The sequence below is a fragment of the Novosphingobium sp. SG720 genome, assembly GCF_012275365.1.
GTDB classification, from domain to species: domain Bacteria; phylum Pseudomonadota; class Alphaproteobacteria; order Sphingomonadales; family Sphingomonadaceae; genus Novosphingobium; species Novosphingobium rhizosphaerae.
In genome coordinates, this window is sequence record NZ_JAAZQN010000001.1 from 356891 (window position 1) to 372366 (window position 15476).

Sequence of the window (15476 nt, forward strand, 5' to 3'; positions counted from 1 at the left end):
GGCGATGCAGGCGATAGGGTGGCAGGCGATGTTGCGCTCCACCGTCCTGCTCGCCGCGCTTTGCGCCACCGCCTCTCCCGCCCTGGCCGAAACGGTCTATGTCCGCGCCGGGCGGCTGGTTGACCCGGAAGCGGGCAAGGTGCTCACCGCGCGCCTGATCCGCGTGGAGGATGGCCGCGTGGCGGCGATCACGCCCGATGGGCCAAATGCGCCGGTTTTGCCGGCCGGCGCCAAGGTGATCGACTGGAGCGGCCATACCGTGCTGCCCGGCCTGATCGACATGCACGTGCACCTGGCCGACATGGACCAATCGGAAAACGTGGCCGAGCCGCTGCTCCATTCCGCCATGGAAATCGCCTATGTCGGCGCGCGCAATGCCCGCACCACGCTGATGGCGGGGTTCACCAGCGTGCACAACTGCGGCAATTTCCGCGCCTATGCCGATGTCGAACTGCGCAACGCGATAAACCGGGGCGACGTAATCGGTCCGCGCATCAGCGCGGTGGGTGCCTATGTGACGATTCCCGGCGGTGGCGGCGAAGTGACCGGCTTTTCCCCCGATGTGGACGTGCCGGCCGACATGCGCGCGGGCGTGGTGAACGATGCGGCCGATACCACGCGCAAGGTCAACGCGCTGTTCCAGCACGGCGCGGATTCGATCAAGCTGATCGCGACCGGCGCGGTGCTGGCGCAAGGCACCGAACCGGGCCAGCAGGAACTGAGCGAAGACGAAATGCGCGCCGCCGTCACCGTGGCCAAGGCGCGCGGATCGTGGGTGACGGCCCATGCCCATGGCGCGGAAGGCATCAAGTCGGCCATGCGCGCCGGGGTCAAGGCGATCGAGCATGCCAGCCTGATCGACGATGAAGGCATCGCCATGGCCAAGGCCAAGGGCGTGTGGCTCGACATGGATATCTACGACGGCGACTATATCGCCGACTATGGCCGTGCCCACCACTGGCCGGCCGACATGCTGCGCAAGAACGACGATACCACGCAGGCCCAGCGCGACGGCTTTGCCAAGGCGGTGAAAGCCGGCGTGAAACTGTCGTTCGGCACGGATGCCGGGGTTTACCCCCACGGCCTCAACGCCCGGCAGTTCAAGTACATGGTGCGCTATGGCATGACGCCGATGCAGGCGATCCAGGCCGCCACCACCGTTTCGGCAGAGCTCCTGGGCTGGAGCAAGGACGTCGGCGCGCTTTCACCCGGCCACTATGCCGACATGATCGCGGTGAGCGGCGATCCCCTGGCCGATATCACCGTGCTCGAGCATGTCGACCACGTGATCAAGGGCGGCGACGTGGTGAAGTGAGGGGTTGAGCCTCTGCAACAGAGCCTTGGACAGACACCGCGTAAGTCCCTATTCCAACGCCCGATTCCTCCCCCCACGGAAAAAGCGCGCCCAACATGACCGACAAGCCCAATGGCCCCGCCCTAGACCGCCGCAGCCTGCTGGCCGGACTTGCCATCACCGGCGCTGCTGCCGGGGTAGAGGCGCAGGCCGCCGCGCCGCGCAGCCGGGCCAAGGCCGATGCCGCCTTGCGTGCCAAGATCGACACGGTCGTGGTGATCTATGCGGAAAACCGCAGCTTCAACAATCTCTTCCCCGATTTTCCGGGCCTGGCGCAGCCGCTTTCCGCCGTGCCGCCAGAGCGTGCCCGGCAAAAGGACCGCGATGGCCGCGTGCTGGAAACCCTGCCCAAGATCTGGGAAGGCATGGTGCCCGACAAGCAGGTGGTCGAGCACGCCGAATTCCAGATCGGCGAGGATGCCATCACCGGCCTGCCGAACGCGCCCTTTGCGCTCAAGACGCCCGAAGGCGATCCGCTGCCCCACGGCGTGGTGACGCGTGACCTGATCCACAGCTTCTACAACAACCAGTGGCAGATCAACGGCGGGCGCAACGATGGCTTCGTCGCCTGGGGCGATAGCGGCGCGCTGGTCATGGGCCACTATGGCGATGTGCGCGCCAATCTGCGGCTGTGGCAGGTGGCGCGCGAGTTCACGCTGTGCGACAACTTCTTCATGGGCGCGTTCGGCGGCTCGTTCCTCAACCACCAATACCTGGTGGCCGCTACGCCGCCGTTCTATCCCGATGCGGACAAGAGCCCCGCGAAAGACCGGGTGGTCAAGCTGGACCCGGCCTATAGCGATCCTCCGCGCCCGCTGCTCAAGGCCGGCACCCCGGCCAGCGCGATGGATGGGCCGGTGCGCTTCGTGGCGGATTCGATCACGCCCGATCACCGCGCGGTCAATACCATGCTGCCGCCCTATCTGCCCACGTACCAGGCCGATCCCGAAAAGCCGGGCATGGCGCTGGTCACGGCGCAGACCCTGCCGCCCCAGACCCATGCCCATATCGGCGACCGGCTGAGCGAAGCGGGCGTGGACTGGGCCTGGTATGCCGGTGGCTGGGCCGAGGCGATGGCCGGGCGCGCCAACAGCGCGGCGTTCCCCTCGCGGCCCAATTTCCAGCCGCATCACCAGCCGCTCAACTACTTCGCCAATCTCGCCCCCGGCACGGCCGCGCGCGAACACCACTTGCGCGATGGCGGCCTGGGCGAAACCGCGCGCACCAACCTGTTCCTGGCCGATGCCGCGGCGGGCAAGCTGCCGCCGGTCACGTTCTACAAGCCGCAGGGCAATCTCAACATGCACGCCGGCTATTCCGATGTGGATGCCGGCGATCGCCATATCGCCGGGGTGATCGACGCGCTGCGCCGCGCGCCCCAATGGGACAAGATGCTGGTGGTGATCACCTTCGACGAGAACGGCGGCTGGTGGGACCATGTCGCCCCGCCCAAGGGCGATCGCTGGGGGCCGGGCACGCGTATTCCCGCGCTGATCGTCTCCCCCCATGCCAAGCGCGGCCATGTCGATCACACGATCTACGATACCGGCTCGATCGCGCGGTTCCTGGTGCGCCGCTTTGGCCTCAAGACGCTGCCCGGCCTGGTGGAACGCGACAAGGCGATGCTGGCCGCCGGCGGCCCTCCGCCGGGCGACCTGACGGCGGCACTCGATATCTGATCCTTCCCCCTCTGGGAGAAGCGATCATCGCACGGCGGGCGGGGCCAGCGCGGCAACCGGGCCGGGCGCGGCCGCCGTATCGGTCTGCGGTGTCGGCGATGCCTGCGGCTGCGGTGCAGACTGAGGCGCAGGTTGGGGCGCCAGCGGCTGCGGCGCGGGCAGCACCATCGCGGCGGTTTCCAACTGGTCCAGGGCGTGCTGCGCGGCCACCCAGTCGCGGGCGTGGGCCAGCCATTCGGTGGCGGCATCCTTGCCCGGCATGCGTTCCACGTCGCTGATCGCCGCATCCACCCGGCCACCGGCCAGCGCCAGGCGGGCATGATCGGCGCGTGCTTCGGGGGTGGCGTTGGGGCCTTCGTCGTGGCGGATCACGAACAAGCCGGCGATCTGGCCCGAAAGCCAGTCCCAGGTGTTGCCCTGCGGCGCCTTGCCCATCAATTGCGGCTCGATCGCGGCGAGTTCTTCCGACAGGCTGCCCAGCGTGATCGGATGGGCCGAAGCGGCAATCACCCGGTCCACCGCGCCGGGCTGGCTGTCGCCAAAGCGCACGCGCAGCTGGTTTTCCAGAATGCCCAGCGGCTGCCCGCGCTCGATCGCGCGGCGGGTGGCAAAGGCCACCAGCAGTGCCTCGGCCCGCGTGGCCTGGCCTGCGGCGGCGCTGGCTTGCTGGTTCAATTCGGCCAGGCGCTGCTCCAGCGCGGAAACCTTGGCCGATGTGCTGGCCAGGACGGCATCGCTGGCCGCGCTGCTGGCGGCGGCCACCACCGCTTCAGAGGCCACGGCGGCAGGCACGTCGCCGCTCGCGCTGGCCATCGGGCCCAGGTCAAGCCGCAGCCAGCCTTGGCGCGCGGCCAGCCAGGCCCCGCCGCCAGCCAGCGCCAGAATGACGATCAGGGCCAGCCCCACCGCCAGCCGGCCACCACCACGGCGGCCACCGCTTCGGTTACCGGGCGGAATTGCTTGTCCGTATGGCGTGTCCTGCATCAATCTTTTTCGCTTGTTCGTGGCCCCGAAGTCACAGGTTCTGGCACATTTGCCGGGCCAGCGCCAGCAATGGTTGATCGCGGCGCTTGGCAGATATTTCAACCGCTTGCCATCCAGGGCCAGCCTTGGGCCCGATTCGTGGCGCCAGGCACGCCAGCGCCACGTTGCCACGCGCGAGGCCCAAGCGTGCGCATTCTGCGGCAAAATGGCGCGCCGCTTCGCCCGAATGCAGCGCCACCACGCAGGGCCCCTGCAGCAGCGCTTGCGCCGCCGGATCGAGCGGCAGGGGCCGCGCGGCATAGACCGTGATCGTTTCCACCGCCACGCCCGGCGGGGGCGCCAGCGGCGCGGGATCGGCGCCCGACAGGCGCAGATAGCGCCCCGGCGCCAGGTTTCGCGCCACTTCGGCCAGGCCCCCTTCGCCCACTTGCGCCACGGCAAAGCCGGCATCTTGCGCTGCCTGTGCCGTTTCCGCGCCCACCGCCAGAACGGGCAGCCGGGCAAGCCGCGCCAAGCCCGGCCCGGCCAGGCGGAACAGGTTGGCGCTGCCCGCCAGAATGCCGGCAAAGGCCGCGGGATCGGGCACCGTCCACGGCACCGCGTCTATCGCAAACAGCGGGGTGCCCAGCACGGTCAGTCCCATGGCGCGCGCGGCGGCAACGCTTGCCGCGTTGCCCGGCTCGGGCCGCAAGACCAGCAGCGGGCGCATCAATGTGCCGGGGAATCATCACCGTGGAAAAACGCGGCAATGCCTTCGGGTGCCTGGGCCAGCAGGCGCTGCGCCAGGGCAAGCGGCGCCTGGGCATCATCGGCGGCAAAGCGCGCGGTGTCTTCCACACGCAGGGCGCCGTCGGGGCTGAACAGCGCGGCGCGCAGCACCAGATCATCGCCCGCGGTGGTGGTCAGCACGGCAATCGGGCTGTGGCACGTGCCGCCCAGGCCCGCCAGCAAGGCGCGCTCGGCACGGATCGCCGCGTGGGTGGGGGCGTGGTCGATCGCCGCGAGCAGTGCGCGCACATCCTGGCGCGCGGCAAGGCATTCGATACCGATCGCCCCTTGCGCCGGGGCCGGCAGCCATTCCTCTGCCGGCAGGACATGGCCCACACCGGTTTCGCCCAGGCGTTGCAGCCCGGCGGCGGCCAGCAGCGTGACATCGGCCTCGCCCGCCTGCAACTTGGCCAGGCGCGTGGCCACGTTGCCGCGAAACGAAACGATTTCCACGTCGGGCCGCGCGTGCAGCATCTGCGCGGCGCGGCGCGGCGCGCTGGTGCCCACCCGCGCGCCTTGCGCGATCGCGGCCACGCTGGCCGCACCCACCAGCACGTCGCGCACATCGGCGCGCGGCAGCACGGCGGCAATGATGATCGCCTCGGGACGGACGGTTTCCACGTCCTTCATCGAATGCACGGCAAAGTCGATCTCGCCATGCAGCAGGGCCGCGTCCAGCTCCTTGGTCCATAGCGCCTTGCCGCCGATCTCGGCCAGGGGGCGGTCCTGGATGCGATCGCCACTGGCCACTTGCGGGCACAGTTCCACCGCGTCTTCCGGCCAGCCGTGGGCGGCACACAGGCGCGCGCGGGTTTCCTCGGCCTGGGCCATGGCCAGGGGGGAGCGGCGGGTGCCAAGACGCAACGGCCGGTCGAGCGTCTGCGGTGGGTTGTGCGACGGGTTGTTCATGCGTGGCTTGCCGTAAACGGGATTATCTCTAAGGGGAAGCTCCGCATGGCCCTGATCCTTGGCATCGAATCCTCGTGTGACGAAACCGCCGTTGCCGTTATCGACGGCAGCGCGACGACGCTTGCCACCCGTATCGTGGCGCAGCGTATCGCATCGCAGGACGAAGCGCACCGGCCCTATGGCGGTGTCGTACCCGAAATCGCCGCCCGCGCCCATGCCGATGTGATCGCCCCGATGGTGGCCGCCACGCTGGCCGATGCCGGCCTCACGCTCGACGACATGGACGCCATTGCCGCCACCGCCGGCCCCGGCCTGATCGGCGGGGTGATGGTCGGCCTGGTTACCGGCAAGGCGCTCGCCATGGCCAGCGGCAAGCCGCTGATCGGGATCAACCACCTGGAAGGCCACGCGCTTTCCCCGCGCCTGGCCGATCCCGGCCTTGCCTATCCCTATTGCCTGCTGCTGGTATCGGGCGGGCATTGCCAGATCCTGGAAGTCATGGGGCTTGGCCAGTATCGCCGCCTGGCCGCCACGATCGACGATGCGCTGGGCGAAGCGTTCGACAAGACCGCCAAAGTGCTGGGGCTGGGCTATCCCGGCGGCCCGGCCGTGGAGCGCCTGGCGCGCGAGGGCAACCCGCGCGCGGTGCCGCTGCCGCGCCCGCTGGTGGGCAGTGGAGAGCCGCATTTCTCGTTCGCCGGCCTTAAAAGCGCGGTGCTGCGCGCGCGCGATTCGGGCCAGTATTGCGCGGCAGACCTGGCCGCATCGTTCCAGCAGGCGGCGATCGACTGCGTGATCGACCGCACACGCGGCGCGCTGGCGCAGTGTTCGCCAGGCATGACCGCGCTGGTCGTGGCCGGGGGCGTGGCTGCCAATGCCGCGCTGCGCGGCGCGCTGGAAACGTTGGCCGGGGAAGCCGGCCTGCCGCTGGTGGCGCCGCCGGTAAAGCTGTGCACCGACAATGCCGCGATGATCGGCTGGGCCGGCGCCGAACGCTTTGCCACCGGCCAGGCCGATCCACTCGACCTGCCGGCCCGGCCGCGCTGGCCGCTCGACGATGGTGCTGCGCCCGTGCGCGGTGCGGGAGTGAAGGCATGAGCGTGGCTGATGTGGGGGCGCCGGGGGTCGGCGTGATCGGCGCGGGCGCCTGGGGCACCGCGCTGGCACAGATGGTGGCAAGCGACGGGCGGCCCGTGGTCCTGTGGGCGCGCGAGGCGGCGCTGGCCGAAACGATCAACCGCGAGGCCCGCAATCCCACCTATCTGCCCGGCGCCGCGCTGGCGCCACAGATCGCCGCCACCAGCGACCTCGCCGCGCTGGCCCGCTTGCCCGTGCTGCTGCTGGTCACCCCGGCGCAGTTCCTGGGCAGCGTGATGGCCGGCCTGCCCGATTATGCCGGCGATCTGGTGCTGTGCGCCAAGGGGATCGAGGCAGGCACCGGGCGGTTGATGGCGCAAGTGGCGCAAGACGCCGCGCCGCGTGCGCGCGTGGCGGTGCTTTCTGGCCCGACCTTCGCCCACGAAGTTGCCGCCGGCCTGCCCACGGCCGTCACGCTCGCCTGTTCGGGCGGGGACGCGCAGTGGCAGCGCCTTGCCCCGGCCGTGGCGCGGCCCACGTTCCGGCCCTATTATTCGGCAGACGTGATCGGGGCGGAGATCGGCGGCGCGGTAAAGAACGTGCTGGCGATTGCCTGCGGCGTGGTCGATGGGCTCGGCCTGGGGCAGAATGCGCGCGCCGCGCTGATCAGCCGCGGCTTTGCCGAAATGCAGCGCTTTGGCCTGGCCATGGGCGCGCAGGGGGAGACGCTCTCGGGCCTTTCCGGGCTGGGAGACCTGGTGCTGACCTGCTCTTCGCCGTCGAGCCGGAATTTTTCGCTGGGCAAGGCGCTGGGGGAAGGCCAAACCGCGTCTCAGGCGTTGTCAGGCCGCAGCAGCGTGGCCGAAGGGGCGTATACCGCGCCCGTGCTGGCCGATCTTGCCCGGCAGAAGGGAATTGCCATGCCGCTGGTCGATGCGGTCGTTACCCTGGTTCAAGGGCAGGCCCCGGCCCGCGACGTTGTCGCCAGCCTACTGGCCCGCCCCTTGCGTGCGGAACGCCCGCTTGGCTGAACCCACTCTTTCCGCAGGCCTTCCCGCCGATCGGGTGGATGCGCAGGCCGAACAGGCCGATATTGCCGCGCTGGCCAAGGGCGGGCGCACCAACTTTTTCGGTTTCGTGCTGCGCCTTGCGGCCAGCGTGCCGTTCCTGTTCATCGCCGGCCGGCTTTACGGCGCGGCCACGCTGGGGCGCTATGCTTCGGCCACGCTGGTGGTGGAACTGGCCGCTCAGCTGGCCACCCTGGGGCAGAAGCGCGGGCTGGCGCAGCAACTGGCCAAGGAAGACCGGCCCGGCGCCTGCATCGTGGCCGATGCCCTGCTGCTGTCGGCCCTGGTATCGGCGCTTTGCGCGCTGCTCTTGTGGCTGGTGCCGGTGCTGATGTTCCCCAGCGGGGACTATACGCGCGTGGACCGCCTGCTGCCGCTGGCGATCCTGCCGCGCGCGCTGGGCGATGTCGCGCTGGCGGCGCTGGCCTATCGCTTTGATGTGGGTGCCACGGTGCGCGCACGCGCGGTGGTGGAACCGTGGACGCAGTCGCTGGGCGCTGGCGGGCTGTGGCTCGCGGGTATGTGGTGGGCGCCGCTGCGCGATAGCGGGCTGATCCTGGCCTATGCCCTGGCGATGCTGGCCGCGATGGTCACTGCGTTCGTGCCGCTGCTCAAAAGCTATGGCCTGCCGCGCCAGTGGGAGCCGCGCCTGCGCGACCTGCTGCGCCTGGCCAATCGCAACTTGCCGCTGGCCGGCGCCGATGCGGTGGAATGGGGCACGCGCAAGCTTGACCTGTTCATTCTGGGCACTTTTGCCCCGGCCGAGGCAGTGGGCATCTATTACGTGGCGCAGCAGGTGGCGACGCTGCCGCAAAAGCTGAAAACCAGCTTCGAACCGATCCTGGGCCCGGTGATCACCCGCAACCTGCGCGAAAACAATTTCGGCGCGATTGCTCGCCAGGTGTGCCAGGTGGGTTTCTGGATCACCGCCGCGCAGGCCGGCATCGCCCTGGCGCTGGGCCTGCCGGGCAAGGGCGTGATGGGCCTGTTCGGCCCCAATTTCGTGGCTGGCACCGGCGCCCTGGCGCTGTTGCTGGCGGCCGAAGTGGTGGCCGCGCCTGCAGTGGTGAGCGAAGCGGCGCTGATCTATGTGGCGCGGCTGCGCAACTGGTGGATCAGCCTGGGCACGATCGCGCTGCAGGCCGGGCTGACCGTGGCCTTCATCCTGGCCGCGCGCGAACTGGGCGGTGGCGGCATGGTCGAGGCGATGGGCGCGGCGCTGGCGCTGGTCGTGTCGCTGGGCCTCGCGTCCCTGCTCAAGTCGCGGCTGCTCGGCTCGATCCTCAAGCAGAAGATCAGCAACTGGCGCTGGGCGCTGGTCTGGGCCGCGCTGCCCGCGCTGGGCGTTGGCCTGCTGGCGCGGTTCCTGCCCGAATGGGCCGAACTGGCGCTGGGCGTGCCGGGTATCCTGGGTGTCTATGGCTTCGTCATCTGGCGCCGCGGCTTTGGCCCGGAAGACCGGGTGCTGTTCCGCAAGCAGAAGGGGTAGGGGGGCTTGGCCCCAATTGAACGGCTTCGTTCTATTTCTTGGATAGTAACCCGGCGATCGCCACGAAATCACCCACGCTCAGCGTTTCGGCGCGGCGGGCGGGATCGATGCCCAGCGTGTCGAGCGCGTCGAGTGCACCGGGAAGGCCCTTGAGCGACTGGCGCAGCATCTTGCGCCGCTGGCCAAAGGCAGCCTCGGTCACGCGTTCCAGCATGCGTGCGGAAACCCCTTCGGGCATGGCGGCAGGCGTCACGTGGACCACGGCCGACATCACCTTGGGCGGCGGTGTGAACGCGCTGCGGTGCACTTTCATGGCAATGCGGGCGGATGCGCGCCATTGCGAAAGGATCGCCAGCCGGCCGATGGCATCGCTGCCGGTGGCCGCGACAATGCGTTCGGCCACTTCCAGCTGGAACATGAGCGTCAGCGAAAGCCAGGCCGGCGGCCAGTCCTGGCCCGAAAGCCAGCCTATGAACAGCGCGGTGCCAACGTTGTAGGGCAAGTTGGCGACTACGTGCCAGGGGCCGTCGAACAAGGTTGCAGGATCGATCTTGGTGGCGTCCCCCTCGATCACGCGGAGCTGGCCGGGAAAGGCCTCTGCCAGTTCGGCCAGCGCCGGCAGGCAGCGCTTGTCCATCTCGATCGCGGTGACGTTCGCGCCGGCGCGCAGCAGGGCGCGGGTCAGCCCGCCGGGGCCGGGGCCCACCTCCAGCACGTTGGCCCCCTTGAGCTTGCCCGGAATGGCCGCGATGCGCGCCAGCAGCTGTTCATCGAACAGGAAGTTCTGGCCCAGTGCCTTGGACGCGAGCAACCCGTGCCGGTTGACCACATCGCGCAAGGGGGGAAGATCGGGCAGGCTGCTCATGCCAAAGCGGTGGCGCGCCGCACCGCGCATTCGCCGGCCAGGCGAATGGCCGCGATCATCGCGCCGGGGCGGGCCTGGCGCGTGCCGGCAATGCCGAAGGCAGTGCCGTGATCGGGCGAAGTGCGGATGATCGGCAGGCCCAGCGTGACATTCACGCCATCATCGAAATCGAGCACTTTCAACGGGATCAGCGCCTGATCGTGATACATGCAGATGGCCACGTCATAGGTGCTGCGCGCCTGGGCGTGGAACATCGTATCGGCCGGCAGCGGGCCGCGCGCGGCAATCCCGGCGGCCTGGAGCGCGGCGACGGCGGGCGCGATATAGCTCTGGTCCTCGTGCCCCATGCGCCCGTCTTCCCCGGCGTGGGGATTGAGGCCGGCCACGGCCAGGCGCGGATCGGCAATGCCGAAATCACGCACCAGCGCCCGCGCGGCGATCGCGCTGCGCCGGGTGATCAGTTCGGCGGTGATCAGGCCGGGCACGGCATGGAGCGGCACATGGACGGTGATCGGCACCACCTTGAGCGAGGGGCCGGCGAGCATCATCACCGCATCTTCATCGGCCACGCCGCTGGCCTGGCCAACGAATTCGGTTTGCCCCGGATGGTTGAAGCCCACGCTGGCGAGCCGGCTTTTGGACACCGGCGCGGTGACAAGGGCCGAAGTTTCACCCGCAATGGTCAATTGCGTCGCAGCGTCGAGCGAATGGAGCGCGAGCAGCGCGCCCTGGTCGGTCGGCTGGCCGGGGGTGTATTCCGCATCGCCCAGATCGAGCACGGGCAGGGCGCGATCGAACGTGGCAACCGCTTCTTCCAGGCTGCCCACCGGGCGCACCGGCACATCAAGTCCGCGATGCCGCGCCGCTTCATCGATCACGCGGCGGCTGCCCACGGCCACGAAAGGCTCCAGCTTGGCCATGCCGCGCAGGATCCACGAGGCCGCGATCAGTTCGGGGCCGATGCCGGCGGGATCACCCTGTGAAATGGCAATGGGGTTCATGGGCTTTGCGTTATCGGGCTTTGCGGGTGGGGGGTAGTGGGTGATGTTGCGGGTTCGGGTGGGTTTTGGATTTTTTGGGCCGGGTTGGGATTTGCTTCTCACCACCCCCAACCCCCGTCTCTAAAGCGGAGGGTGTGGGGGGTGGTGGAGGCCATGCTCCAACAAATCAGTTATACTCGATCACCGCATCGCGGCGCAGGTCGCGCAGGTAGGTTTGCGCGCGCTTGTTCACGCGGTCGTCTTCCATCTGCGACTGCATTTCTTCAAAGCTCGGGCCGTCGGCCACCTTGGGATCGTCGCGGCCGCACAGCATCAGCACGCGCACGCCGTCTTCGATCGAACCGAACGGCGGGGTGACTTCACCGATCGACAGCTTGAGCATCGAATCCTGCAGCGCGGCGGGCAGGTCGCGCGCCTTGACCTGGTCGTTGGTGACGACCGAGGCGCCGATGCTGGCGGCCGCCGCATCGGCCTGGCCGCAGCCATGGATGCCCTTGACCGTGCTGGCAAAGGTGGCGGCCTTGGCGGCGGCGTCCTTTTCCGTGGTGCCCTTGGGGAAAGTGAGCGAGATCTGCTTGAGGCTGAGCACCGCGTCGCGCGGGTCTGCGGTCAGCACCTGGCGCTTGTCGATCAGGTAGAGGATCGAATAGCCGCCGGGAATCTCGACCGGCCCGGCGAGCTGGCCGGGCTGCATCGAAGCGGCCACGGTCGAAAGATCCTGCGGCAACTGGCCCAGGCGAATCCAGCCCAGGTCACCGCCCACCGCCGCCGTGGAGGCTTCGGAATACTGGCGGGCATAGGCGACGAAGCTGCCGCCCTTCTTCAACTGTTCCACGATCTGGTTGGCGTTGGCCATGACCTGGGCACGGTTGGTGTCGTTGGCGGAGAGATAGATTTCGCCGATGCGGTATTCCTCGGTGCCCTTGGCAGCCTTGAGGCGATCCATCATTTCCTTCACTTCGCCGTCGGACACGTTGATGAACGGCTGGACGTTGCGACGCAGCAGGCGCTGCCACGACAGCTCGCCGCGGATCTGCCGCTTGAGCGAGGCGGGCGAAGAGCCGATCGACACGAGATACTTGTCGAGTGCGGCCGGGTTCTGGCCGAAGTTCTGCTGGGCAACGCGCTCGTAGGTCTGGTTGACCTCGTCGTCGTCCACGTCGACCCCGGCCGACTTGGCTTCCTGGATCTGCAGCGTCTCGTCGATCAGGTTGCGCAGCACTTGCAGGCGCAGGCGTTCCTGTTCCTCGGCCGAAACCTTGCCGCCGTTGGCATTGACGATCAGCGCGAGGCGCTGGTCGATATCGGTTCCGGTGAGGATTTCGCCATTCACGATCGCGGTGGCGCGGCGCACGTTGGGATCGCTCTTGCCGAAGATCTGCACGTTGGCCGGAATGTTGAGCTGGCCCGAAGCATCGGGCGCGCCGCCCTGGGTGCGGGTGTCACCGGCCTGGGCCCCACCGGCCTGAGCTTGCGCGACGCTGCCGGCCACCGGCAGGGCTGCCGTTGCGACCAGACCCAGTGCCAGCGTGGCCCGGCCAGCCAGATGGCGCATCCGATAAAGTGGCAGCCGGTTGATGGACTTCATGGCGATCCGAACTTCCTGTCAGGCATGCAGCATGCAAAACTTGGCAGCATGCGAAATATTGCGTCGATCCGGCGTGCAGTGACCCGGCTTAACCCACGCTGAGTGGCGGCAAGCGGGCGGGAATGCAACGCCGGAATTGGTCGTGCAGGGGAAAACTTTGCAACAAACGTGGCTCGTGGCGGGATTCTGCCGACCGGGTTTTGCGCTCTGCCCTCAACCCGCGCGCACCTGGGTCATCGCCTGCTCATAGCGGCTGTTGATCTCTTGCCCGCGATAGCGCGAGTATTCGCACCGCGCCAACGCTTCGGCCGGCGGGAAGATCACCGGGCTGTTGCGATAGTCATCGGGCATCAGCGCCAGCGCCGCCTGGTTGGGCGTGGGATAGCGGATGGTGCGGGCAATGTCGGCCCCGGCCTGCGCGCCCAGAACGAAATCGATGAAGGCATAGGCCAGATCGGGATTGGGCGCGTTGTGCGGGATGCACAGGCTGTCGCTGGCGATAATGCCGCCTTCGCGCGGGACCACGAAAGACAGGTCGGGATCATCGCGCATCACCTGGGCGATATCGCCGTTGTATTCGATCACCAGGTCCACGTCTCCGCCCAGCAGCAGGTCCTGCCCGTTATCGTCATGGAACGCGGCGATATTGGGCTTTTGCTTCAAGAGCATGGCCTTGACCTGGGCAATCACGGCAGGATCGTTGGTGTTGGCCGGGTGGCCCAGGTATTTGGCGCCGATCTCGAACAGCTCGCTCGCTTCGGCCAGCAGCGCAACGCGGCCCTTGTAGCGATCGGAATCGAGCACCCACTTCCAGCTGTCGGGCACGCCATCGACTTTGGATTTGCGATAGCCGATGCCGGTGACGATCCAGGTATAGGGCACCGAAAAGCGCCGGCCGGGATCGAACGGCGGATTGGTGAACTGGGGCGCGATGTTCTTGAGATTGGGAATTTTCGCGTGATCGAGCGGGGCCAGCATATTGGCCGCGGTCATGCGTTCGACGAAATCGTTGGACGGCACGATCACGTCATAGCCCTGGTTGCCGCTGCGCAGCTTGGCAAACAGCTCGTCATTGTTGGCAAACAGGCTGATGTTGACGCCCGCGCCCGCCGCCTTGGTGAAATCGGCGACGGTGTTCTTCCCGATATAGGTATCCCAGGTATAGAGATTGAGCGCGCGCGAGGGCTTCCCGCGCGAACAGGCGGCCAGCGCCCCGGTGAAGGACAGGCCAATGCCGGCAAGGCCAGCCTGGCGCAGGAACATGCGGCGGGAATGGGCCATCTTCGTTCAATTCCTGAAGGCAAGTGCAATCCGCGGGCGGGGATGGCCGCAGATCAGGCCTTGAGCAAGAGGTGATCGCGTTCCCACGAGGAGATCACCTCGTCATAAGCGGCCAGTTCGTTGAGCTTGATTTCGTAGAACGCCTTGATGAACTGCTCGCCCAGCAAGTCGATCACCGGCTGGCAATCGATCATCTGCTTGAGCGCGGCATCGAGGTTGCGCGGCAGGGTGCGTTCCTCGTCATAGGCGTTGCGGGCCATCAGCGGCAGCGGTTCGATCTTTTCCTGCAGGCCGATATACCCGCAGGCCAGCGTGGCGGCGATGGCGATATAGGGATTGGCATCGGCACCGGGCAGGCGGTTTTCGATGCGCGTGTTGTTGGGCGAACTGACCGGAATGCGCAAGCCGCAGCTGCGGTTGTCCAGCCCCCATTGCACATTGATCGGCGCGCTGTGGGCGGGGCGGATGCGGCGGAAGGAATTGACGTTGGGCGCGAACAGCGGGACCACTTGCGGAAGGTAGCGTTGCAGCCCGCCCACGAACCAGCGGAATTCCTGCGTCAGCCCTGCTTGCGTGCCGAAGAGGTTGGCGCCGGTTTCATCCACCGCCGAGATGTGCAGGTGCATCGCGCTGCCCGGCTGGCTTTCCATCGGCTTGGCCATGAAGGTGGCATAGACGCCGTGCTTCAAGGCCACCTGGCGCACGATGCGCTTGAAGATCACCACCTGGTCGCACAGCGCCACGGGATCGCCGTGGTTGAAGTTGATTTCGAGCTGCGCGGTACCGCCTTCGTGGATCATCGTATCGAGTTGCAGCGAGGCGATTTCCGAATTGTCGTAGATTTCCTCGATGATGTCCTCGTATTCGGTTACCGATTCCAGGCCATAGGGCTGGGGCGAGCTTTCCGCGCGGCCCGAACGCCCGCGCGGCGGCTGGATCGGCAGATCGGGATCGGAATTGACCTCGGTCAGGTAGAATTCCAGTTCCGGGGCCACCACCATCTGCCAGCCCATGTCGGCATACTTGGCCAGCATGCGTTTGAGCACGTGGCGCGGCGCCACTTCGAACGGGCGGCCATCGCGGTGCAGCGCATCGGCCACGACGAAGGCGGTGGGGGTGCGAAAGCCCGGCGCCACGCAGATCGAATGGATATCGGGCAGCAGGGTCACATCGGGATCGCGATAGAGGAAATCATCCTCGTCGGTATCGGCATAGTCCCCGGTGATGGTGACGGAAAAGACCGAAGAAGGCAGGCGCAGGCTCATGTTGCCGACCGAGGCGATGAACTTGTCGGCCGGCCAGACCTTGCCGCGCACCACGCCGTTGATATCGGGGACGAGGCATTCCACCTCGCTGATGCGTTTTTCGCGGATCCATTCGGCAAAGGCTGAAGACATGGGCGATTCTGGCATGG

At 67.7% G+C, this 15476-nt stretch carries 13 protein-coding genes; 5 read left to right on the top strand and 8 right to left on the bottom strand.

From position 1 onward, the window contains the following. The first annotated feature begins 28 nt into the window (after positions 1-28). Entirely contained in the window at positions 29-1315 is a 1287-nt protein-coding gene (locus tag FHW94_RS01665; protein ID WP_168554057.1) for an amidohydrolase family protein, read from the top strand. Between the two features lie 95 nt (positions 1316-1410). Then, complete coding sequence (acpA, locus tag FHW94_RS01670; protein ID WP_168554058.1) at positions 1411-3033, top strand: acid phosphatase; 1623 nt, start codon at positions 1411-1413, stop codon at positions 3031-3033. A 24-nt stretch (positions 3034-3057) separates the two neighbouring features. On the opposite strand, the gene FHW94_RS01675 is transcribed toward acpA, so the two are convergent. From FHW94_RS01675 to hemC, 3 genes are read right to left on the bottom strand one after another with little or no spacing between them, the layout of a single operon-like run. Further along, positions 3058-4017: a hypothetical protein gene (locus FHW94_RS01675; protein ID WP_246865842.1), complete on the bottom strand. Its 960-nt coding sequence runs from the start codon at positions 4015-4017 to the stop codon at positions 3058-3060. Between the two features lie 31 nt (positions 4018-4048). Continuing rightward, complete coding sequence (locus tag FHW94_RS01680) at positions 4049-4726, bottom strand: uroporphyrinogen-III synthase (RefSeq protein WP_168554059.1); 678 nt, start codon at positions 4724-4726, stop codon at positions 4049-4051. Further along, positions 4726-5694 (bottom strand): hydroxymethylbilane synthase, encoded by a 969-nt coding sequence (gene hemC, locus FHW94_RS01685; protein ID WP_168554060.1) that lies wholly within the window; start codon positions 5692-5694, stop codon positions 4726-4728. The genes FHW94_RS01680 and hemC overlap by 1 nt, the downstream gene beginning before the upstream one ends. A gap of 45 nt (positions 5695-5739) precedes the next feature. Here hemC and tsaD point away from each other — a divergent pair, with 45 nt between their 5' ends. Genes tsaD through FHW94_RS01700 form a run of 3 tightly spaced genes read left to right on the top strand, consistent with a single transcriptional unit; the run spans position 5740 to position 9327 of the window. Then, positions 5740-6792 carry a tRNA (adenosine(37)-N6)-threonylcarbamoyltransferase complex transferase subunit TsaD gene (gene tsaD / locus FHW94_RS01690; RefSeq protein WP_168554061.1) on the top strand — a complete coding sequence of 351 codons (1053 nt, stop codon included), beginning with the start codon at positions 5740-5742 and terminating at the stop codon, positions 6790-6792. Further along, complete coding sequence (locus FHW94_RS01695; protein ID WP_168554062.1) at positions 6789-7802, top strand: NAD(P)H-dependent glycerol-3-phosphate dehydrogenase; 1014 nt, start codon at positions 6789-6791, stop codon at positions 7800-7802. The genes tsaD and FHW94_RS01695 overlap by 4 nt, the downstream gene beginning before the upstream one ends. A gap of 34 nt (positions 7803-7836) precedes the next feature. Next, positions 7837-9327 (top strand): oligosaccharide flippase family protein, encoded by a 1491-nt coding sequence (locus FHW94_RS01700; RefSeq protein WP_248290375.1) that lies wholly within the window; start codon positions 7837-7839, stop codon positions 9325-9327. A 31-nt stretch (positions 9328-9358) separates the two neighbouring features. On the opposite strand, the gene rsmA is transcribed toward FHW94_RS01700, so the two are convergent. The 5 genes from rsmA to FHW94_RS01725 form a co-directional block, all read right to left on the bottom strand. Continuing rightward, entirely contained in the window at positions 9359-10183 is an 825-nt protein-coding gene (gene rsmA / locus FHW94_RS01705) for a 16S rRNA (adenine(1518)-N(6)/adenine(1519)-N(6))-dimethyltransferase RsmA (RefSeq protein ID WP_168555393.1), read from the bottom strand. 5 nt (positions 10184-10188) lie between these two features. Next, a complete protein-coding gene (pdxA, locus tag FHW94_RS01710; protein ID WP_168554064.1) occupies positions 10189-11193 on the bottom strand; it encodes a 4-hydroxythreonine-4-phosphate dehydrogenase PdxA in 1005 nt (334 codons plus the stop codon). A 166-nt stretch (positions 11194-11359) separates the two neighbouring features. After that, positions 11360-12781: a peptidylprolyl isomerase gene (locus FHW94_RS01715; RefSeq protein ID WP_168554065.1), complete on the bottom strand. Its 1422-nt coding sequence runs from the start codon at positions 12779-12781 to the stop codon at positions 11360-11362. A gap of 213 nt (positions 12782-12994) precedes the next feature. After that, the gene (locus FHW94_RS01720; protein WP_168554066.1) at positions 12995-14062 is read right to left on the bottom strand and encodes a spermidine/putrescine ABC transporter substrate-binding protein; all 1068 of its coding nucleotides are present in this window, start codon (positions 14060-14062) and stop codon (positions 12995-12997) included. A gap of 53 nt (positions 14063-14115) precedes the next feature. Continuing rightward, positions 14116-15474 carry a glutamine synthetase family protein gene (locus FHW94_RS01725; protein ID WP_246865844.1) on the bottom strand — a complete coding sequence of 453 codons (1359 nt, stop codon included), beginning with the start codon at positions 15472-15474 and terminating at the stop codon, positions 14116-14118. Positions 15475-15476 lie beyond the last annotated feature (2 nt).

Bases quoted from the DNA above. Each gene is read 5' to 3' on its own strand.
- pdxA (WP_168554064.1), bottom strand. From the start codon at position 11,193: ATGAACCCCATTGCCATTTCACAGGGTGATCCCGCCGGCATCGGCCCC.
- FHW94_RS01725 (WP_246865844.1), bottom strand. From the start codon at position 15,474: ATGCCAGAATCGCCCATGTCTTCAGCCTTTGCCGAATGGATCCGCGAA.
- FHW94_RS01695 (WP_168554062.1), top strand. From the start codon at position 6,789: ATGAGCGTGGCTGATGTGGGGGCGCCGGGGGTCGGCGTGATCGGCGCG.
- tsaD (WP_168554061.1), top strand. From the start codon at position 5,740: ATGGCCCTGATCCTTGGCATCGAATCCTCGTGTGACGAAACCGCCGTT.
- FHW94_RS01720 (WP_168554066.1), bottom strand. From the start codon at position 14,062: ATGGCCCATTCCCGCCGCATGTTCCTGCGCCAGGCTGGCCTTGCCGGC.
- FHW94_RS01680 (WP_168554059.1), bottom strand. From the start codon at position 4,726: ATGCGCCCGCTGCTGGTCTTGCGGCCCGAGCCGGGCAACGCGGCAAGC.
- hemC (WP_168554060.1), bottom strand. From the start codon at position 5,694: ATGAACAACCCGTCGCACAACCCACCGCAGACGCTCGACCGGCCGTTG.
- FHW94_RS01715 (WP_168554065.1), bottom strand. From the start codon at position 12,781: ATGAAGTCCATCAACCGGCTGCCACTTTATCGGATGCGCCATCTGGCT.
- FHW94_RS01665 (WP_168554057.1), top strand. From the start codon at position 29: ATGTTGCGCTCCACCGTCCTGCTCGCCGCGCTTTGCGCCACCGCCTCT.
- FHW94_RS01675 (WP_246865842.1), bottom strand. From the start codon at position 4,017: ATGCAGGACACGCCATACGGACAAGCAATTCCGCCCGGTAACCGAAGC.
- acpA (WP_168554058.1), top strand. From the start codon at position 1,411: ATGACCGACAAGCCCAATGGCCCCGCCCTAGACCGCCGCAGCCTGCTG.